Below are 21179 nucleotides of genomic sequence, written 5' to 3'. Positions count from 1 at the left end.
TCCCCATCATTCCCCCTCTACAACTGCAGGTCGATATCGTCCGCCGATACGACCTCACGTTCGGCCTCCGACAACTCGGATGCCCCGATCTTGATCTCGTAATCGGTGTACGGGTCGAAATCCGGGTGGAGTTCGATCACGTCGAGCACGTCGACGAGTTTGCGCAGGAACAGCCTGGGCGCAATCCCGACACGACCACCGAGACTCCCCGCGACCGCACCAGCAAACCGGCGAAGGAACTCGTCGTCCGCGGTCGACCGCACCCGCTCCCCCGCGTCGATGCCGGAGCAGAATAACTCGCGCACACGACCACCGAGCTCGACGAGTCGGTCGAGGTCGAAGCCTGTCAGTCGCAACTGTGGGGCGCGCGGATTGTCGAAGCGCGGATCCCGGGAGAAGTCGGTGTGCAGCCGATCCGCCAGGGGCGGGAGCAGCTGGATGCCTTGCCGACCTTCGAAGAATGCCGGTGTGCCGGTGATCAGCAGGTACAGACCCGGAAAGTGTCCATCGTGGATCTCGTCGATCAACTGACGCAGCGCATTGAGCGCTTTCGCGCGGGCGTCCGAGCGCACCCGCTGCAGAGTTTCCACCTCGTCGAGCACCAAGAGCAGACCTGCGTTGCCGGCGTCAGCCAACACTGCGAGCAGGCCGCGGAGGAAGCCGAGCGCGAGGAAATGGTCGAGGTCGCCTTTGATGCCGGCGCGGCGCTTGACCGATGCTGCGACATGCGGTTGGCCACCGAGCCAGGCGACCAGCCCGTCGGCGCCGTCGTTGTCCCCTTCGGCCACCATCCGGCGGTAGGCCCGAATTGCCATGGGAAACACCGGTGCTCGCGCGGCGACGTCGGCGAGGCGACGTTCGAGGAGATCGTCGACGCTCACCCCCTGCTGGGTGGCGTCGTCTTCGATGGTGAACAGCCACGCATCGAGGATCGGACGCAGCGCGGACGGTGGAATCGAGGCAGTGCGCAGAGATTCGATGCTGCGCCGGTACACGGTTTCGAGCTTGTGCAGTGGCGTGTCGATCTCGTTGATCTGTACTTCGGCGACGGCGAAACCGCGTTTGGTGGCGTGATCGGCGAGCCAGCGGGCGAAGAACGTCTTGCCCGAGCCGTAGTCGCCGCGCACGGCCTTGAACATCGCTCCCCCGCCGGCAACAACCTCGAGCTCGGCGTCGAGTTCGGATTCGAACCGACCGAGTCCGACGGCGAGCTGGTCGAGACCGTTCGCGGGGACGGTGCCGCGTCGCAGCGCGTCGAGGATTTCTCGTCGCCTCCGTGGCGACACCGCCGCGCTCACGATTCGATCCCGAACTGTTCGCGCAGCGCCGCTTCGTCGAGTCCGACGACACCACTGTCGAGCAGCAACACCTCGTAGCCTTCGACGTCCAGAACCCGCTTGATCTGTAGCAACGCCCCACCGACTCGGCTCGGGGCCAGTCCGAGGAGAGCCGCTGCATGGGCGGTGGTCAGTTCCCGCGCGGGTGCCGCAAGCAGTGCAGCCAGCAGCGCGCGAATCTGGTCGGGACGCACCACGATCCGGCCTGCCAGCCGGATCTGATCGGCAAAGACCGTGGTGGCGAGCACCTGATCCGCCACATCCCCACCGGCGTCTGCAACGACGGGTTCTTCGCTGTCGAAGAGGGTGGGTGCCGCATGCTTCGCTGCCGGTGTGGGGTGCACCTGGGGCGCATCGACCTGGACGGGACTGTGCCACCAGTGTGGCTCGACCGGACCGAGTGCGGTGAGCGTGTCGGGACGCACTCCGGTGTGCAGAGCGAGCACGGGCACCACCACCTCCGCGGGACTGGCCCCGCCGTGGTAACCGGCGTTGACGGGTCCGTAGCGGATGGTGTCGTCGACGGCGAGCACCACCGAACGACTGTCGGTGAGCACCCGCGGCCCTCGCACCACGATCTCGCCCTCGTCCACCCGGTCGAGGTCACCGTGCGCGCGCTGCCCGTACACGGTGACACGGTTGCGTTTGACGGAGGTGCGCCGCTCGATGATGTGCCCGTGGTCGGAGGTGATGATCACCGCGCGACCTGCTCGCTGCGCGGCCTGCAGCAGTGGGCGCAGGTGGGTGATGGTGTCGATGCCCCAGTCGGTTCCACCGGGGTCGGTGTGGTGGAGGGTGTCGTCGACGAAGTTCAGCACCGTAGCCACCAGCGGACGTCCGGTGGTGTCGGCGATGGCATTGGCGACGTCGGTGGCCAGATCCGCGCCGGCGGGCACGGTGTCGAGTGCCTTCTTGTGGAAGATCGGGTCGATGCGCCCCGGTGCCGCTTCCAGCTTCGCGTCCCGCAGGAGCTTGAGGAATCCGGTGCGTTCGGCAGCGTCGTCTCCTTCCCGCAGGTCACCGGCCAACAGTGAACAGCGGCTCCGTTGCGTGAGAGTGGGCAGGACAGCAAGTGCGCCCGTTCGCCGGGAGGATCCGAGGACACCCGCCTCCATCCAGCCGGATTCTGCTGCGGCCGCGGCAAGGTCCGTTGCGGCCGCGACCGACAACGCATCGACCACGATCAGCAGCGTGGGCGTCGACTTGGCCAGGGGCAGCACCACGGTGGGCAGTAACTGTTCGACGAGTACGCCGGTGGGGTGCGGCGTGTCGGCGAGGGCCGCTGCAAACCGACGATCGTGACCGCGGCGATGCGCGGCGACCAAGGCGATGACCTGGGTGATCGCCTCGGCGAGACGCCGATGATCCGAACCGCGATGCGCGGTCACGAGGGCGGCATCGACCCAGCCGTCGACGTCGACATATCGGCGGGTCAACGTGTCGAGCCCACCGTCGGTCGGGGTGTCCACGGCGAGCCACCGCAGCAACCGCACGGCGGCTTCGGCCGCTCGGCAGGAGGTGGAGGTGCGGGCGGACAGGTGTTGCAGCACCCGCTCCCATGCGCGTTCGACACCGTCGATGCCCTCATGTTTCGGTCCGCGGGCGGCGTCGCCGGGCAGGGCGTTCTCGATGGCCTTTGCCAGCTCGTCGAGGCGCGCGACGAGGCCCTGGGGAAGCAGTTCGGACCGCTCGGCGAGATGCTCGATGTTCAGCTCGCGCACATGTGCGGCGGCGGATTCGAGAACCGCGCGGCGTTCCCGTTCGACGAGGCTGCCGACGACCAGGCCCGAGGTGTCGTCGTACCACGCGGCGAGATCGTCGGCGCTGAGACTGTCGAGGCCGAAGCGCCCGAGAAATACTCCGAGCTTGAGATGAGTGGTGGGGTCGGAGAACAACCCCGCAATGAGACCGAGTGGCACAAGCTCGGTGATCCGCTGGGCTTTCAGTAGCGCCGCCACGGGTTTGCTGAGTCGCCCTGCTCGTTCGGCGAGCCATGCGGCGACCGCCTGCGTGACCTCGGTGCCTCCATCTGCGCGGAGCCGAGCGAGGTTGTCGGTCACGTCGGGACGACGGCTCCATTCGAGGATCGCCAGGGTGTCGATCTCGGTGGCGGGATCGTCGGTGATCGCGAGTACGCCGCGCGCGAGGGTGGACATCATGTGTGTGCGGGTGAGCACACCACCCGGCGCGGGGGTGATCGCGGCGGCGGGAATCGCCGCGAGCAATCCGAGAGCCAAGGCCCGGTCGTTGGGTACTCGGTAGAGGGCGGGTTCGATGGTGGTGGCCGCGAACGTCGAGCGCAGCGCGTCCCACGGGTCGGGACTGAGGAGCCGGCCGTCGATGAGGTGGGACAGCACCCCGTCACCGAGATCCTTGTCGTCGACGGGGGTGAGGATGACGAGCCACTGGTCGTCGACGCGGGATTCGAGGGCCTCCCACACGGCGAGAGTGGATGGGCACGGCACGACCGTCACCGGGGTTCCGCCGTGCTGGAAGGTACTGCCATCCCACGCAGGCGCGGCACGGAGACCGAGAACACCGCTCTTGTAGCGCTTTTCGACGGCTTTCGCGAGCTTGGCAGTGATGATCGGACGGGTGGCGGTAAGAGTGTTCATTCCACCCACCACTTCACATACAGGCGTTTTCCGTGCTCCGTGAAAGCGGCCTGCAACTGGGACGTAAGGGAGTTGAGGTCGTCGATGCCTTCGAGAGTCACTTCGTCAGGGTTGGTGCGAGAAGGCGTGATGCGATGCTTGGGAGGCTTCGGGGGAAGCGGCGGCTTGGGGGGTTGAGGCGTATTGTCCACCACCCACTCGACCACGCGGGTTTCCGTGCTGTTGAGCTGGTCGGCCAGGGAAACTCCCTGAGTGGTGATCAGCTCCTTCAGCTTCTTCACGATCACCCGCGCGGATTCGCCTCGCTCACCGTCGGCTTCGGCACCGGCGAGCAATGCTCCGACGAGTTTCCATTGGAAGCCTCGCAACGCTGCTGCGTCGTGCGCCGCTTCCGTCCGCATCCGACCGGCGGATTCCGCCGAGCCCGGCACAGGTTCGGTGGCGAGCAGGTCGATGAGCGCGACGTTACCGGGGGTGCCGGCCAGGGTGTCGAGGTAGTCGACGAGCGCCCGAGCGACGCTGATCCGGTCGGTGTCGGTGACGTCCAGTTTGAGGACTCGGTGGGCGTCGGCCAGCCGGTCGGCAAGCTGCCGGAGATCGGCGGTCTTCTCCCCCGCCCTGGCGCGTACCTGTTGCGCGAAGTCGGCGACGTTCGCACCCGTGAGGAAGGTGCGCGGCATCGTGTAACCGAGTAGGTAGCTGACCGTGGTGCGGGCGGCGTCCCACGCCGCCTGTTCGGGCAGTTCCTCGGCGCGCAGTTCGATGCTCTCGCGCATCCGTCCGAGCGGCGGCGCCGGGACGGGCGCGCCCGCCTCGAACCAGGCACGTTTCCGGAGCAGCGCCCACGCAGCCACGATCAGGTCGCGCGCTTCGGGCCGCAGTCCCCAGGCGGGACTTATCGAGTCGATGCGATGCTGCAGCACGCCGACGGTGACGCGGTCGGTGTCTGCGGCCGCTCGGTCGAGTTCGCCGGCCCAGTACGCGAAGGTGTCTTCACCGAACAGGAAGTGGTCTTCGGTGGCTTTGCCCACCTTCAGTGGCGCTGCGATGCGCTGCGCGACCTTGCGTTCGGCGCCGGCTGTGGGTACCCGGCCCTGGCGATCCGCGACGGCCTCTTCAACGAAACCGCGCACGATCTCGTAGTGACGAGTGGTGACCTCGTCGTCCGGGCTCGGGTATTGCGGATGGTTCGGATACAGCGCCGTGAATGCTTGGTCGATGACCTTGTCGAAGGCGTCCCGCAGGTTCACTGCGGTGGGTAGTTTCGGGCTGAAGTCCTTGCTGAGGGAGGTGAGGATCTCGGTGTGACCGGGGTCGTCGACGAAGTACTTCGGGTCGGCGGCTTCGATGCCGTAGGCCTGCTCGAGAAGCCGCTCGAAGGCATTCAGTGTTCCGCGGTAAAGGTTCTCGAGGATGCCTCGGGCCTGCGCCCGGTCGGCAGGCGAGAGGTGGTCGGTGTTCTCCTGCCAGCGATCCCCGGTGCCGCCGAACAGCCAGTCGAGCTTGACGAGCAGTGCGAGGTCTTGCCTGGCCTCGTCGGAGAAGAACTTCGGCAACCACACGATGGTGTGCCGGTCGCCGCCGGACAGGAGTCGGTCGATGCGGGCGATGTCGTCGGCCGCCGAGAATTCGCCCTCGTCGAAGGGGTAGTCGATGACGAGCCGCCAGGTGCCCGGCCGGTTGTCGAAGTTCTGTTCCGGCACGGACGAGGCGTCGCGGACGTTTCCGAACACCACATCGACCTCTCGACGGGAACCGCGCCAGATGACGGTGCGCGTGGCGCCGCCGGCGAGATCGTCCTGCCTGGTGTCGACGCCGAGCGCCTTGTGCACGAGAGTGCGGATGAGCACCTTGCGCTTGCCGGAGTTGTCTTCGCCGCGGATACGTTCGAGGACGGAGTTGTAGTCGACGTTGGAGAGTTGAACCCGAATGATCGGGTTGGCGCCCTCGGAGACGGTGATCTCGGGGATGTCCTTGGCCCATTCACGGACCACGCCCAGAACGACGCGGGCTTCGCCGCCCTTCATGCGGGTCTTGATCGAACCGTGGTTGAGGGCCGCGAGCCGGGAGGCGGTGATGTCGCGCAGCGCCGGGACCTTCGGGGCGATGGCCGACAGCAACAGGGTCTTGGCGATCCGGTCGTGAGCGCGGAATCCGGCGGGCACCGAGTCGGGGTCGGTGTCGAGTTGCTCCTGGGTCACTTGATGGCGGGTGAGCAGCAGGGGAAGCATCTTGTCGCGGTAGAGGGATTCTGCCGCCTTGAACAGGGTGGATGCCACACCATCGATCGGTTCTTCACCGTCGACGATAGGCCCGAAGGCGTCGCCGACAGGGATGAGGTCGGCGGTGGTGAGGGTGTCGCGGCGTTCGACGAGCATGCGCTGCATCACCTTCAGCGCGGTGCGGTCGCGCTGCATCACGGAGGCCAGTTCGCGCAGCGTGGACACCAGCGCGGGCGAGAACGGGTAGGTGAGCCGGAATTCCTGCTCGGAGGATCCGCGATGCTCCTCGGTGGTGTTCATCGAATCACGCAGCACGTCCCACACTTCGGGGCTGCGCGTGACGGTACGGAATGCCTCGTCGAGAGCCTGTTTGGCTTCGTCGTTCTTCGGTTGCAGCAGGCGGATGTTCGCGACTTCGGCGAGATTGTCGTTGCCGAGTTCGATGGTGCGGAACCGGCCCTGCTGGTATTGCAGTACACGATCGGATGCGTCCTGCTCGGCACCGGAGGCGCCGGCATCGGCGAGCCATTTGCGCAGGTCCATCTGCCGCGAGATAAAGGAGACCAGGGGAATCGGCCGCGGGTTTCCGGAGCCTTCGACGAGCTTGGTGATCTTCTGCGACTCGCGGCTGAAGATCTCGTTGTTGCGCACGTAGAAGATCAACCAGAGGATCAGTTCGTCGAGGAACAACACCACTGCGTCGTAGCCGAGTCCTCGGGCGTGCTCGGAAATGACGCTCAGGCCCCGATCCAGGTCGAGGTACTCGGCTTGCTCGAGGAACGACGAGAAGTAGTTGCGCACCAGCGCAGAGACGAGTTCCTTGCGCGACTCGCTCTCGGCACTTGCAGCAAGTCCGGCTTGGTAACGCTCGAGCGTCCAACTGTCGGAGACCAGTCCACCCCACGCGTCGTCTCCGCCTGCGCTGTCGCCACCGAGTCCGGCGAGGAACGGGCCGTCACCCATCTTCTCTCGCAGGTGCTCGGCATCGGCGAGAAGCGTGTCGGAGACGTGCAGCGCGGGCAGCGGCGCCTCTGGATGGAGACGTCGGATCTGGTCGATGTAGCCGCGGAAGATCGCCTCTTCCATCGACTTGGTGCCGAGGAAGTGATAGGTGAGGCTGAGGATCTTCTTACCGGCGATGTCGGCGTCGTATCGGTCGGTGAGGTCACGGAACCGTTCGGTGCGCAAGGCCGGGTGGTTGCCGAGCAGGGCATAGAGCACGGCCATGAAGTGCGATTTACCGGAGCCGAACGAACCGGCGAGGTAGGCGCCGCGCGAGGTCTTCCTGCGTATCGCGTCGGAGATCAGGGAAATCGCGGACGCGAAGTTGTCTTTGAGCGACTCGGTGAGCACGTACGCCTCGACCGTCGCGCGAATGTGCGCGTCGTTGTCGGTGCTGTCGGTCAAGCGCAGCACGTAGTCGTCGGCGCCGACGCGTTCAGGAATGTCGATGACGTCCCGCAGCAGAATGCTCACGCTTGCTCCGCCCCTCCTCATGGTCCTCGAAACAGCGACCGCGGTGAGGTCGCTGTGCAGTTCATCCTGCCAAAGGACGTCAACGTTACCGGTCACCCCCTACGCCGCGGAGCATCCCGGGACGATCCCCGCATTCTCGGAGAAGTGTGTGTAAGTCGAGCCTCGAGATCCGACATCTCACTGCTCCACGACACGAACGTGCGTTCGAGGTTGACGCTCTACACCGCGCGTGGGACCATCCCTGCACCGGCCTGGATACAGGTCGACCCCGGTTGGTGCGGGAACACCGAACCGGGGTCTGGGCACACGACAGATGGGACTGTCATGCACCGTAGGGTGGAGTCTATCCACACGCCCCCTGGGCGCAATTCTCGTGGTTCGGCCTTCGAGGCCGATCTCCTTCTTCTCTCCCCGCCGGGACCCTCACCGACGTCCTGACCCACGGAGCCTCTCGACCAATAGTCGAGAGGCTCGAGGTGTTTCGCTGCGACGTGTGCGTGGGCCGTTCCGGTAGCCGCGGCATGTCGGGCATTCGTCGCTCATCTCCCGAGGTCCGACGTCAGCGCAGATGACGCTGCGCGCAGGGGTGCCGTTCCCGTGCGTGAAACCGACTGGGCGCCAGTATCCTTCGTCTCCATTCTGGCGGTGGAGCACCCGATCGTGAGGGTCGACACGAACGACCGGGTCCAGCGTAAGCCGCACGTCATCTGCGACGTGGGGCCAGAAGCGTTGGCCGAGATGGTCTATCGGGGCATGGTGACCGGGCAGCGTTGGGGAAGGGGCCGAAGGCAATACAGGGACCCGTAGGGTCTCCGATCGGTCAGGCGCAGTCGCCCGCAGGGCGTCCGATTGTCGATCCCTTTTTCTCCTCATCGAGAACATCGGAAGAAGAATCGTTCGCGTGCCCACCGCTTCCGGTGACGTCGAGTTGACAACGGACGCGCCGACCCGTCGCCCGCCACACTGCAGTGGACTACCTGCATCGACGCAGCGAGTTGCCGAGCACACCCGACCGAACGTGCGCGTCTCCTTGAACGCCGCCTCCTTGCGCCCGACTCGCACGCCCACCAGGTCGGATACCTCCTACACGGCGCACACCGTACGTATCGCCGAACCGGACGTGTGCGGGCTATATGGAAGTCGGCGACCTGGTGGTCGAGTCGGACGCGCATCCCTGATCGGCTTACGCCGGGTCGGTCCCCTTCGCCGACTTCGCGGCTGTGCGACGACCTCGGGTAGGAGCTGGGGGCCGCCACGCGGCAAGATCCTCGGTTGTGACTCCGAGGTCTGCGCTGTGGGCGCGCAGAACTTCCTCGATGGTGTCGGCGACCGACTCACCATATTCAGGGTCGATCTCGCCGTGCCACTGTCGCACCCACGGCAACAGCTCGGCCAGGCCGGCCAGCATCGGAGTCAGCTTGTCGGGATTCGTCTGGTCCCAGCCGTCGGTCGCGATGCGTTCATCGATGAGGCCGGCGAGCGCGAGGGCCTGCTCGGCGTGATCCCACCCCGCCCAGCCGAGCAGCATCGACGGGTCAGTGTCGCGGTTCGCGTTCGGATACGCGATGAACCGTTCCTTCGGCACATCGAGCTTGCCGCGCCGCGACCAATACGAGGTCTTCAGGAAATCGGCGGGCTTGTACTTCGGCGGCACCGGAATGGGGGCGTCGAGCTTCTCCCCTGTATCCTCTCGCCGCTGCAGGTCCCACGTGTGTTCCCACGCTTCGCGCTTGATGAGACCGGATGGCTTGTACCGCAGCGCTGCCAGGTACGGGACACCCTCTTCATCGAGAAGCTTGGCCAAAGCCGCAGAGGTGGACACCTCATTGCTGCCGGCCCACAACCGCAGTACCTGACGGAAATCCTCGTCGCGGTCAAGCCGGTCGGCGAGTTGCGCAATGCTACGCGGAGTCGGATGGTCGCCTTCGAACCACAGATCGCGGTTCTCGACGCGATCCAACAGCCAGTCGCGCAACGCTTCGGTGACACGCTTGTCCCACGGCTCGGAAGCCCAGCGCCGCTTGTGCTCCGGCTTCTCCAACAAACGGATGCCCAGATTCGATTCGATCACGTCGAGGCGGCGCTGAATCAGGTCCCGGTAGTCGGAAGGCAGATGCGACGGAACTTCGGTGATCGGGGCGGAGCGGTGGCGCTCGAACCAGGCCGTGTGCTCGCCGGATTCGACGGCGCGCGCGAGAGCAATCTCGAACGCCCGCTCCCCCAGAGCAATTCCGGGCAGTTCCCCAGAATAGGTGAGGTCATCGTCGATGAGGCCGTACAGGCGGTAGCACTCCCAGTCGAGTTCCTCCTGGTGGGCGATCATCAGCGCGCGAATCCGCTCAGACTCGGTGCGCGCGTGTTCCAATGTGTCGGCATCTGGCGCCTCATCCGCGGCGATGGCATCCGGGGTATGCGCGGCAAGTTTCTGCGCAAGAGCATCGAGAGTGCGAGCCCGTTCCAAGGGGTAAGACGGCGGGAGCGGGAAGTCTTTGAGTGTAGTCCCAGTGAACTCAAAGAAGTTCTCCCACTGGTCCAGAGTCGTTCGGGCTCCACTGTTGTCGACCGTGCTGCCCTTGTTGTGGCTGTTCTGCTTGAGCCAGAAGCACGCCACCGAACTGTTCAACACCCCGAGCAGTCGCAGGTGGTCGTCCTCGCTCGCCCCCTCCGGCAATTTGATCACCGGCGCGGACTGCTTGAACACCTTGCCGCCGCGGTCCAGAACGAAATGGTTGTGCGTTGCGACGAAGGCGAAGGTGATGGAGAGGGGGGTGCTGAGTTTCGAGGCGTAGAGCTCCTGCCACTCGTACCACTTGAAGCCTCGCTCCACCATCGGGACTCCGAAGCGTTTTCGCTTGTTGATGACTACCCGAAACTGCTTAAGCCACAGCCCGAAAACGCCTAGGTCGTCGATCTCAACGACGTCAAGGCCCTCGTCATAGGTCCACCCTGCGGCTTGCGTGTCGCTGCCGATGGACCACTCGCGAACCTTGTCGCCTTCAACAAGCGTTCGCATTGACGACCATCCGAGGCGATGCCCGTCGCGCGCGCTAGGCATGATGAAGAGGTCATCTTCACCGGTTACGCCGGTTATCCCCACGCTCGTCGCGAGACCGCCAAGTACCGTTTTCCGTGCCTTTTCGACTGCTTCCAATAGCTCGACCGCACCACCGCCCGACAGACTCCACGGATGTTCGCGCAGCGCAGATCGCGGCAGATCTGCCACACTGATCCATCCGTTGTCGAAACCTGGGTCGTCGATGTGATCCACAATGGCTGACCACACGATTCCCCTGGCGGGATCATCGGGCCGACCAGGCTCGCCACGCACCCCAAGCACAGCCCGTACCGTCGGCGCCGCATTCTCGGTGCTCTTGTTGCGTCCTACCAGAATCACTGTCGGTGTGCCGTGTCCGGGAATGTACGCACCGGATGTGTCGATAACCTTCCTCAAGTCTTTGAACGCGAGGAATTTCTCGACGAGCTTTGTTCCAAACTCGCGTTTCATGAACGAGTTTGACGTGATCTGTCCGACCCAACCGGCAGGAACGGCGCCGTCCCTCTTGGCAAGTCGGAAGAACAGCTCCATGAACGGGACGGTGAGCACGTATTTTCCGTGGCAGGTGTCGTAGTGGAGCCGGTACAGGTCGCGCAATGCCGCATCCTTGATGCTGATGTAGGGCGGATTACCCACTACGACGTCATGCTCTCGGCGCAGAATCCGCTTGAGCGCGTCTGTGTCTTCGATCGACAGCGCGAACTCGGTCTGCCCGATGGAGAGAAGGTCGTCGCCCAAGGCTTCCTTGTCCGAACCCCACAATAACGAGTCGCCCGCCGCAAGGTTGAGTTCGATGTCGATGAGCTTCTCGATCGACTTGTCCCCACTCGCATCCAAGGCTGCAACCATCAGCCGGAACCGCGCGATCGCCACCGCGAACGGATTGATGTCCACCCCGAATACAGAGGCCAGTGCCTTCTGCACCAGCACGCGACGACCGAGTGCGGGAGCCTCGTTCTCCCAGCGCTCCAGCAACCGGTGGAACGCACCGAGCAGGAAGTGGCCGGACCCGCAGGTCGGGTCGATCACCGTGAACCCCTCTAACGGCCGCTCTTTCAGCGCCGGTTCGAGGGTCTGGTCGAGGATGAACTTCTCCACGAACTCCGGGGTCTGCAAAAGCGCATAGGTCTTCTTCGCGAACTCCGACAGATCCTGATAGACGTCGCCCAGGAAGCGGGTGTCGACACCGGCGAAGCTCCACAGCGGCTCACCGGATGTGTCCTTGTCCCACCAGAATTCGAGAAGACCGCGCGCCGCGTCACCCGAGGGCGCCACCTGGTGCATCGGCGAGTAGCTGTCGACCAGCCCGCGGGTGGCTTCCATCTTGGCGAAATGCGCGCTGATCGTTTCGAGCCACTCGCGGTCGGTGTGCTCGGGGAACTCCATGAAGTAGGCGCGCCGTGCGTCAAGGGCCTGCTGGCGCGCATCCGCGTCCGGGCCGCCGATCCACGCCTTCGAGACCAGTGCGTGGTCTTCGCAGTACCGCGCGAACACCGTCAGCAGCACCCACGCGACCGCGGCCTGCGTGATCCGTTCGTCGCGCCACGCCTGCCACGACGCGGCCGTCCGCTGGGCCTGCAGCGCGGCGGTGTACTCGGCGCGCCACCGTTGCTCCACCCCGGGCTGGCGGGTGTCGACGTCCGCGCCGTCGACGCGCGCACGCAGATCGTCCTCGAGGACGGTGACCTGCTTGCGCAGCGCCTTCACCAATTCGGTCGCGGAAAAGTCCGCCATCACACCTTCTCGCTCTCCACGATCCCGGTCTTCCAAACCGGATACACAACGAACTGTCCACCGGGTGAACCCAACTGGATCGGCTGGCCATCCACCAACGCGCCGCGCTGGCCACGCATCTGCGGCAACACCACCCATACCGGGCGGCGACGTGGTGCCGACAGGTCGGCCAGCCGGGCCAGTACGTCGAGGTAGCCGTACCGGGCCAGTGGCGACACCTCGGTGAGCACCAGCGGTCTCGGCTGCGCAGCGTCGCCGAATACTCGTTCTTCGAGGCCGGCGCAGACGCGCGGCATCACCTGCTCGAGCACCGCTCGCAGGCCCCGCGCATCCTTGCTTCCCGCCGCCGCAGCATCTGCGCTGCGCACGAGATCCCACGGCACACCCCGCTCGGACGAGAAGGTCCGCATCCCGTCGATGATCGCTCCGGTGACGTCGACGACCTCGCCCTCGTGCGCCTCGACGAGTTCTCGCGCGACGACCTGGTGGTCGCCGGGCCGATGAACGGGCACTCCGAACACCAGGAAGCCGTTCTCCGCCAAGGAGCGCGCGACGAGCGAGTTCCGTGACGCACCACCGTCGCCGGTCGTGGCGGACACGACAGGTCCGGCGGGCGGTCCGGTGTGAGTGGCGGTGCGGGTGTGCAGGGAGGTTTCGCTCGGCGGTGCGGCCTGCTCGTAGCGGTAGGCAGTGCCGTCCCAGGTGAGGCCGAGTCCGGCACGGTCAAGGTGTGCGTCGAGAGCGGGTCGGGCTGGGAGCCGGTCGAGCTCCGGGAATCGTGCGGCGACGCGCGCCCGGATCTCTGTCGGCGACAACGCCTCGGTCTGGGCGAGTCCGGCAAGGGCGATGCGCAGCGCGTCGGACGGGCCGAGGCTGCGGCTGTGCAGCTCACCGCGACCGGAGACGGCGGCGAACTTGGAGATTGCCGCCGCCAAGCGCACCAGACGCCCGTCCGGGGGCAGCGGCACCGGCACGTCCGGTCGGGCCGCGGCTGCGTAAGCGCGGGCGAACGCGCCGCGCAGCTCACGTGCCGCGGTGCCCATCGGGACCACCTGGGACATCGGGGTGGCGACCATGAGGTCGTCGGCGCGACGGCCCGCGGCTTCGGCTCCGGCGAGCAGAAGTTCGTCGTCGGCGACCAACGCGAGGCGTCCACCGTGGCGTCGGCGCACCCACCGCCGGGTTCCCTCGGCGGTTTCGTGCTCGGTGAGCCGATCCAGGGCGAGGCGCAATAGCCCGGCGGCGGCACGCTCCGCGAGACGCGGGGCCATGGCATCGGCGGCAGCGGCCGGGGCTTGGGGCAGCCGGGCGCGGATCTCGGCGGTGAGGGTGGAGATCGCTACTACCCCACCGGAATCGCGGAGGACCTGGTCGGCGACGTCGATGAGTTCGTCGAGCAGCTCCCGTGTCGCCGGGTTCTCCGCCCAGTCGGACTGCAGTTCCTTGAGAAGCTGGTTTCCTCGGGGTCCGCTCTTCTTCAACGCCGACGCCAGTTCGTTGCCGGACGCGAACGCATCGAGAGTGCCGGTGACACCGAGGAGCAGTTCCGCTGCACTGCGGCGGGGACTGGCCCTACCGGTGCCCACCGCCGATACCAACAGGGCGACGGCGTCGTCGAGGCCGAGCAGACCCTGCTGATCCTGGGGCTTTGCTGCGGATCGGCCGAGTTCTTTGACCCACGTGCGATGCCGGTCGCGGATCTCGGTGCGGGTGGCTTTTGCTTCCTTGGCGACCAGACGGTTGAGTCGGGTGGAATCGAGCACCAGCAACTCGCCGACCGTGGTGACCTGCGCCGCGGCAAGAGCAGACACGGCCCGTGCGCTCAGCCCGGCGGCAACAAGGGAGGTGCCGGCGACGACCTTGACTGCGCGAGTGGTCTTGTCTGCCTTCGCGGGAGCGGCGTCGAGGTCGGTGAACACCCGGCGCCAGTCGCGGAGCATTTCCTCGGCCGTGTCCGGGCGGGTCGCGACGTCGCGGGAGAGCGCCGAGGTGAAGTACGCGGTGAGACCTGCCGCGACGGGCGTCTCGAACATGGAGGGGGCGACGGTGACGTCGTCCTGCACGGTGGCCGGGTTCGCCTGTGGGTCCGGTCCGTACTGCGGGGCGCCGCCGGTGGCCATCTCGAACAGGACGACCGCGGCACCGTAGCGTTCGGCGGCGGTGTCGTACTGGTTGCGTCCACCGGTACCGAGGAACGGGTCGAGGTAGGGCGGGGTTCCGGCGTCGGTGTGGCGCAGATCGACCCCGGCCATCGAGAAGTCGAACAAGCGAAGGTGCGCGTCGGCTCGCGAGCTGGACTGGTGCACACCGAGATTCGACGGCTTGAGGTCGCGGTGCACCACCCCGGCACGCTCGAGGGCAACAAGCGCCTGCAGCAGATCGGTACCCCAGCGTTCGAGCAGATCGATCGACAACCGTCCGCCCTTGGCGGCCAACTCCTCCGCGAGGGTGGTGCGCCCCGCGTAGTGCACGACGAGAGCCGCGCGGCCGCCGACGTTCTCCTCGGACGCCAGCTGCACGATGCGCGGATCGTCGAGTTTGCCGAGCACCTGCGCCTCGGCATGGAGACGGGCGGCGGCCTCGTCGTCGCGGGCGACCTTGAGGACCCGCTCGTGATCGCCCGCCTTGCGGTCCACGACAAGGATGCCGACGGCGGTCGAGCCCGCCCCCAGGCGCCGCTTGTAGACGAAGCGGCCGTCGCCGAGTTCGTCGCCGGGTTTCGCGTCGAGCGGATCGGTTTCCCCCTCGGCGCGGAACAGCTCCGAGCGCACCGCCTCGAGTCGCTCGAGGAAGTCGGCGACAGAATAGATCCGTTCTGCGGGACGGGGGTCGGTGGCGTCGAGCACGAGTTGCCGCAGGATCGAAGGAACCTGCGGCAGTTCCACCGCCAGATCGAGACCGCCGTCGCGGCGCAATCGGTCGAGCAGTTCGCCACGCTCGGTTGCCGGTGACTGCCCGCCGGTGAGCAGGTAGAACGCGAGCGCGCCGAGTCCGAAGACGTCCATCCGGGCCGGATCGGCGGGGGTCACTCCCTCCGGAGCGGTGAACAGCCGAGCCTGGTCGCTCAGGCTGCCGGCCATCAGACTCAGCGGCCCCGCGGACAGGCGAGTGACCCCGGTTTCCGCGTTGGCGGGCAGCACACCGGCGGTGTCCCAGTCGGTCACCTGCGGCTGCGGGCCGGTCTTGCGGTCGCGGACCACGATCGCCCGTGGGTTGAGGGTGCGGTGCACCACGCGGTGCCGGTGCGCGTAGTGGACGATCTCGGCAATCTCGGTGAGCGCATCGAGTTGCCGCTCGAGCGTCATCTCGCCGTGGTGGTCCGCGAGCCACAAATCCAGGCGGACGTCGCTCTCGGATTTCGGGAACACCAGGCCGATGCCGAGTTCCTTGTCCTTGACCACGTCGACGGGCACCTGGAGGCCGTCGTGCTTGAGCCGCGACAACAGCTTGTACTCGTGCTCCACACCGCGCGCCCGGGCATGCTCCTCCGCGGACGTCGCCCCGGGCTTGGGCAGGTAGAAGCGGATGCGGGCGGCACGTTCCATGTCGACGTGATGGAAGGCGGGCCAATCCTGCCAGCCCTCGCCGTCGCCGAGCGGCTGATCGTCGATCACCCAAGAGCCGACTTCGCGCTGGCGGCGCGGTGCGAGACCGATGGCGGTCATCAGGTCGCGGATCAGCAGCGACTTCTCTTCGGACACCGGACCGTGCTTGGCCGGGGCGAGCAGCCGCTCGCTGATCCCCGGCAGCTGGCTGCGATCGCAATTTTCGTCGATGCCGTAAAGGTTGATCTTGGAACTGGTAGGGAGCGCGCACACGAAGTCCGGATGGTGCAGGTACACCAGTTCCTGCACGAACGGGATGATGCCCTTGAGGTTCTTCTGCCCGGTCTTCTCTGCCAACCTGTCCTTCAGCAGCGACGAGAAGTACTGTGCTTTCTTGCGCGCGAGCAGCAGCGGCGAGTCCTCGGAACGATGGTTCCCGCGACTCCACACGTGGTCGTTTCCGCGCAGAACGCCGCTGTAGTACTTGAGTTCGATCAGGTAGAGGGTGTCGCGGGCGAGAACCAGCAGATCCACTTCATGCCAGCGGCCACGGTTGTCCCGGAACTCGAAATTCGACCACGCCCGAAACGGTGGTGCGTCGGGAAGGATCTCCTTGATCCGTTCGAGCCCTTCGCGTTCGTGGTCGAACGGGGAAGGACTGACCTCGACCCAGCGGTCACTCTGCACCTGGTCCCGCACCTCTCGATCTCATCCGTCACCCTTGTATAGAGAGTCGCGTGTGCACATCTCGTCGTTACGCCTCGGCGTGTCGCGACGAGATGTGCACTCACGAACCGGGATTCAGCGCAGGTTCACACCGAGCAGCGCGTCGACGGCGTCGGCGAACAGGCCCGGTGCCGCAGCGTCGTCGCCGCCGCGCTCGACCGCGAAGCGCGCCCACCCGTCCAGTGCGTCGAGAGCCTTCGGGGTGTCGAGGTCGTCGGCGAGGTGCTGGCGCAGGCGCGCGACCGTGTCCTCGGCGGAGGAGGCCGACGGCAGCGCCGCCGCCTGCTTCCACAACGCCAGTCGCGCCTCGGCGGCGGCGAGGACCTCGGACGTCCACGGACGGTCGACGCGGTAGTGCCCCGACAACAGCCCGAGCCGGATGGAGGCGGGGTCGACGCCCTCACCGCGCAGCTTGGAGACGAACACCAGGTTGCCGCGCGACTTGGACATCTTCTCGCCGTCGAGGCCGATCATGCCGGTGTGCACGTAGTGCCGGGCGAAACGCCGGTCGCCGGTGACGGCTTCGGCGTGCGCGGCGGAGTACTCGTGGTGCGGGAAGATCAGGTCGCTGCCGCCGCCCTGCACGTCGAAGCCGGAGCCGATGCGGTTGAGGGCGATGGCCGCGCACTCGATGTGCCAGCCGGGGCGTCCGTCACCGAAGGGCGACGGCCAGGCCGGTTCGCCGGGACGCTCCGCGCGCCACAGCAGGGCGTCGAGCGGGTCGCGCTTGCCGGGGCGCTCCGGGTCGCCGCCGCGCTCGGCGAAGAACCGCATCATCGTGTCGTGGTCGTAGCCGGACTCGTAGCCGAACTGCTCGGTGGCGTCGGTCCGGAAGTAGACGTCGGGGTACTCGGCGTCGTCGACGATGTAGGCGGCACCGGAAGCGACGAGCTTCTCGACGAGTTCGACGACCTCGTTCACCGATTCGACGGCACCGATGTAGTCGCGCGGCGGCAGCACGCGCAGCGCCTCCATGTCCTCGCGGAACAGGGCCGTCTCGCGCATACCGAGGACGACCCAGTCCTCACCGTCGCGCTCGGCGCGTTCGAACAGCGGGTCGTCGACGTCGGTGACGTTCTGCACGTAGTGGACGTCGTGGCCGGCGTCGCGCCAGATGCGGTTGACCAGATCGAAGGTCAGGTAGGTGGCGGCGTGGCCGAGGTGCGTGGCGTCGTAGGGGGTGATGCCGCACACGTACATCGTCGCGGTGCCGCCCGGGGTGACCGGACGCACCGCTCGGTCCGCGGTGTCGAACAACCGCAGCGGAGGCCCCTGACCGGGGACGGACGGGATCGCGACGTCGGACCAAGATTGCATGACTACGAGCCTAATGGAGTCGCGGGAGTGCTCCGCGCGGGCACCCGGGCGTGCGGCAGGCGAACGGCCGCAGCCTCAGAAGGCGGGCCAGGGAATGCGCCGGTCGCCGCGCGGATGCGGCATCACGGGGTGTTCGAGCAAGCGGGTGATCCTGCGCTGCAGGGCACGCACCTCGGTGGCGGTGATGTGCTCGCACAGTTCCTCGGCGAACCCACCGTCGAACCGGCGCAGCAGCTTGTCGAGGTCGGCGAGGAGGACCGGGTCGACCGGGTCGCCGCTCCATCCCCACAGGACGGTGCGCAGCTTGTCGTCCTGGTGCAGGCAGATGCCGTGATCGACGCCGTAGACGTGTCCGTCGAGACCTTCGAGGACGTGGCCTCCCTTGCGGTCGGCGTTGTTGAGGACGACGTCGAGCACCGCCATGCGTTGCAGGCGCGGATCGTCGGCGTGGGCGAGCACCACCTCGGCGCCGTCCAGATCGCGGGCACGCAGGATCGGCAGCCACCCCTGCGCGACCGCACTGGCCGGGCACAGGTCCACCAGATCCAGGCGTTCCGTTCCGCCCTGCGCGGAGTCGACCGTGTCGATCCAGCGCTGCACCATGCCGGGACCGTACGGGCCGTCGCGCAGCACGGTGAGCGGGATGACGTCCCAGCCGAGTGCCTCGGAGATCAGGTACGAGGCGACCTCGCGTCCGGCGAGGGTGCCGTCGGGGAAGTCCCACAACGGCCGCTCCCCGCGGACGGGTTTGTAGACGCACCGAACCTCGGTGTCGCCGAGCTGCGCGTCGCACACGAGGGTCGCGTTGCTTGCGTGTGCGATCTGCCCGACGACGTCGAGGTCGCCGTCGGTCAGCACGCTCCGCACGTCCGGCGCCGTCACGCGGTCAGCTTTCTTCCTCGCCGAACCACGCGGCCGGATCGAATCCGGGGGTACGCAGGTAACCGTTGGTGCGGACGCAGATGTGTCCGTCGGCGCCGATCGGTTCGCCGCACAGCGGGCAGGGCGCGCGTCCGGCCGAGACGACGAGTTCGGAGCGGGCCGCGAATTCGCGGGCCTGCACCGGGGTGAGGAATACCCGCACCGCGTCGGGACCTTCCTCGGTGTCGTCGAGCACCACGGACTCGTCGAGTTCGGTGTCGGTGACCGCGAGCAGCTCCACCACCACCGATCCGGCGTCGGCGTCCCAGCCCAGACCCATGGTGCCGACCCGGAACTCGGCCTCGATCGGTGTCACCAACGGGCTGACGTCGACCTCGGGGTCGTCGGGGATCACGGTGCCGAAGCGGCGCTGTACCTCTTCGAGCAACAGCCCCATCCGGTCGGCCAGGATCTGCACCTGCTGCTTCTCCAGAAGCACGCTCACTACACGGGACTCGTGCACGGCCTGCAGGTAGAACACCCGGTCGCCCGGTTCACCGACAGTGCCGGCGATGAACCGATCAGGTGTTCGAAACACGTGTATCGCGCGGGCCATCACACCTCCTCGAGTCCCCACACTCTGCCATGACGGACACTGCCATTATCCGCGTGCCGTCTCCTGTCGGTGCCCCTGCGGTGGGTCGCCGGGTTCCTCGACCGCGCCGGGCACTTCGCCGCCGGGCACGGACTTGGGTTCGGACGGCCCGGCAAGCCCGGACAGGTCCGAACCGGTGTCGTTCACGCGCAGCACGAACGGCCGGGTGTCGGTGTAGCGGACGACGCTGATCGACGCCGGCTCGGCGACGATCCGCTGGAAGCTGTCGAGATGCGTCGCGAGCGCGTCGGCGAGGATCGACTTGATGACGTCGCCGTGGCTGCACGCGATCCACACGACGTCCTTGCCGTGCGCCTCGCGCAGACGCCGGTCGTGTTCGCGGATCGCAGCGACCGCGCGGGACTGCACCTGCGCGAGCCCTTCACCGTCCGGGAAGACCGCTGCGGAGGCGTGCTGCTGCACGACCGCCCACTGCGGTTCCTTGACCAGTTCCTTCAGTTCGCGTCCGGTCCACTGCCCGTAGTCGACCTCGGCGAGTCGCTCATCGACGACCGGTTCGAGTCCACGATCGGTCGCCAGCGGCTGCACTGTCTGCCGGCACCGCAGCAGCGGCGACCGCACGATCTCGGTGATCTCGAGCCCGGCCAACCGGGTGACGAGATTCTTCGCCTGGACGTGGCCGACCTCGTCGAGTTCGACACCGGGGGAACGACCGGCCAACACGTGCGAGGTGTTCGCCGTCGACCGTCCGTGCCGCAGCAGGATGACCGTCATGCGCCCAGCCTAGAGGTACCGCCTGTCGGCAGCCTCTCAGGTGGCGGAGACCACGCCGGTGGCGAGCAGTCCGAGCACGATCACGCCGAGGATCACGCGGTAGCCGACGAACCAGTACATCGAGTGGTTGACGACGAAGCGCAGCAACCAGGCGATCGCAGCGTAGCCGACCGCGAAGGCGATCACGGTCGCGACGAGCAGCTGCGCCCCCGAGGCATTGAGCCCCTCCCCGGCCGGTTCGAAGGCGTCCGGCAGGCTGAACAGACCGGAGGCGACGACGGCGGGGATGGCGAGCAGGAACGAGTATCGGGCGGCAGCCTCGCGGGTGAGCCCGAGGAACAGACCGGCGGAGATGGTGCCGCCGGAGCGGGACACGCCGGGGATCAGGGCCAGCGCCTGCGCCGAACCCATGATCAGCCCGTCCTTGAGGGTGAGCTGACTCACGTCGCGCCGCTGTTTGCCGAAGTACTCGGCAGCTGCGATGACGATCGAAAACACGATGAGCATGGTGGCGACGAGCCACAGATTGCGGGCGACGGTGCGGATGTCGTCTTTGAACAGCACGCCGAGGATGCCGATCGGGATGGTGCCGAGGATGACGTACCAGCCCATCTTGTAATCGTGGTCGGAGCGGTGCTCCTTGTGGAACAGGCCGCGGAACCAGGCCCGCAGGATCCGCCAGATGTCCCCGGCGAAGAACACCAGAACGGCGGCCTCGGTGCCCAACTGGGTGACTGCCGTGAAGGACGCGCCGGCGTCCTCTCCGAAGAAGATCTCCGAGACGATCCGCAGGTGGCCGGACGAGGAGATCGGCAGGAACTCCGTGAGGCCCTGCACGATGCCGAGGACGATCGTCTGCAGCCAGGTCATCGATTCGCCGATCATGCGGCGACCCCCGGCA

General features: G+C 66.8%; 10 protein-coding genes. All 10 read right to left on the bottom strand.

What is annotated here, in order from left to right; genetic code table 11:
• Positions 1-17 precede the first annotated feature (17 nt).
• Positions 18-1298: a BREX system ATP-binding protein BrxD gene (gene brxD / locus IM25_RS16960; protein WP_198162499.1), complete on the bottom strand. Its 1281-nt coding sequence runs from the start codon at positions 1296-1298 to the stop codon at positions 18-20.
• Entirely contained in the window at positions 1295-3952 is a 2658-nt protein-coding gene (gene pglZ / locus IM25_RS16955; protein WP_033096656.1) for a BREX-2 system phosphatase PglZ, read from the bottom strand. Before pglZ ends, brxD begins: the two co-directional genes overlap by 4 nt.
• A complete protein-coding gene (locus IM25_RS16950; protein WP_033096655.1) occupies positions 3949-7650 on the bottom strand; it encodes a DUF6079 family protein in 3702 nt (1233 codons plus the stop codon). Before IM25_RS16950 ends, pglZ begins: the two co-directional genes overlap by 4 nt.
• Before the next feature lie 1183 nt (positions 7651-8833).
• A complete protein-coding gene (gene pglX, locus IM25_RS16945) occupies positions 8834-12439 on the bottom strand; it encodes a BREX-2 system adenine-specific DNA-methyltransferase PglX (protein ID WP_033096654.1) in 3606 nt (1201 codons plus the stop codon).
• Positions 12439-16671: a BREX system serine/threonine kinase PglW gene (gene pglW / locus IM25_RS16940; RefSeq protein ID WP_065996544.1), complete on the bottom strand. Its 4233-nt coding sequence runs from the start codon at positions 16669-16671 to the stop codon at positions 12439-12441. The genes pglX and pglW overlap by 1 nt, the downstream gene beginning before the upstream one ends.
• A 114-nt stretch (positions 16672-16785) precedes the next feature.
• Positions 16786-18027 carry a cysteine--1-D-myo-inosityl 2-amino-2-deoxy-alpha-D-glucopyranoside ligase gene (gene mshC / locus IM25_RS16935; protein ID WP_033096653.1) on the bottom strand — a complete coding sequence of 414 codons (1242 nt, stop codon included), beginning with the start codon at positions 18025-18027 and terminating at the stop codon, positions 16786-16788.
• A gap of 75 nt (positions 18028-18102) precedes the next feature.
• Complete coding sequence (locus tag IM25_RS16930; RefSeq protein ID WP_033096652.1) at positions 18103-18909, bottom strand: SCO1664 family protein; 807 nt, start codon at positions 18907-18909, stop codon at positions 18103-18105.
• Positions 18910-18913: 4 nt separating this feature from the next.
• Positions 18914-19504 (bottom strand): DUF3090 domain-containing protein, encoded by a 591-nt coding sequence (locus tag IM25_RS16925; protein ID WP_006551966.1) that lies wholly within the window; start codon positions 19502-19504, stop codon positions 18914-18916.
• Between the two features lie 45 nt (positions 19505-19549).
• Positions 19550-20278 (bottom strand): histidine phosphatase family protein, encoded by a 729-nt coding sequence (locus IM25_RS16920; RefSeq protein WP_033096651.1) that lies wholly within the window; start codon positions 20276-20278, stop codon positions 19550-19552.
• A gap of 36 nt (positions 20279-20314) precedes the next feature.
• Positions 20315-21160, bottom strand: a complete 846-nt coding sequence (locus IM25_RS16915; protein WP_174556291.1) for an undecaprenyl-diphosphate phosphatase — start codon at positions 21158-21160, stop codon at positions 20315-20317.
• Positions 21161-21179 lie beyond the last annotated feature (19 nt).

Origin of the sequence: Rhodococcus sp. p52 (assembly GCF_000763325.2) — a bacterium.
GTDB classification, from domain to species: domain Bacteria; phylum Actinomycetota; class Actinomycetes; order Mycobacteriales; family Mycobacteriaceae; genus Rhodococcus; species Rhodococcus pyridinivorans.
The sequence above is the reverse complement of the archived record's forward strand: the minus strand, read 5'-3'. Positions and strand labels throughout refer to the sequence as shown.

What these genes read in the sequence shown, in the direction of transcription:
- pglZ (WP_033096656.1), bottom strand. Translation starts at nt 3,952, where the DNA reads ATGAACACTCTTACCGCCACCCGTCCGATCATCACTGCCAAGCTCGCG.
- pglX (WP_033096654.1), bottom strand. Translation starts at nt 12,439, where the DNA reads ATGGCGGACTTTTCCGCGACCGAATTGGTGAAGGCGCTGCGCAAGCAG.
- mshC (WP_033096653.1), bottom strand. Translation starts at nt 18,027, where the DNA reads ATGCAATCTTGGTCCGACGTCGCGATCCCGTCCGTCCCCGGTCAGGGG.
- IM25_RS16925 (WP_006551966.1), bottom strand. Translation starts at nt 19,504, where the DNA reads ATGGCCCGCGCGATACACGTGTTTCGAACACCTGATCGGTTCATCGCC.
- IM25_RS16920 (WP_033096651.1), bottom strand. Translation starts at nt 20,278, where the DNA reads ATGACGGTCATCCTGCTGCGGCACGGACGGTCGACGGCGAACACCTCG.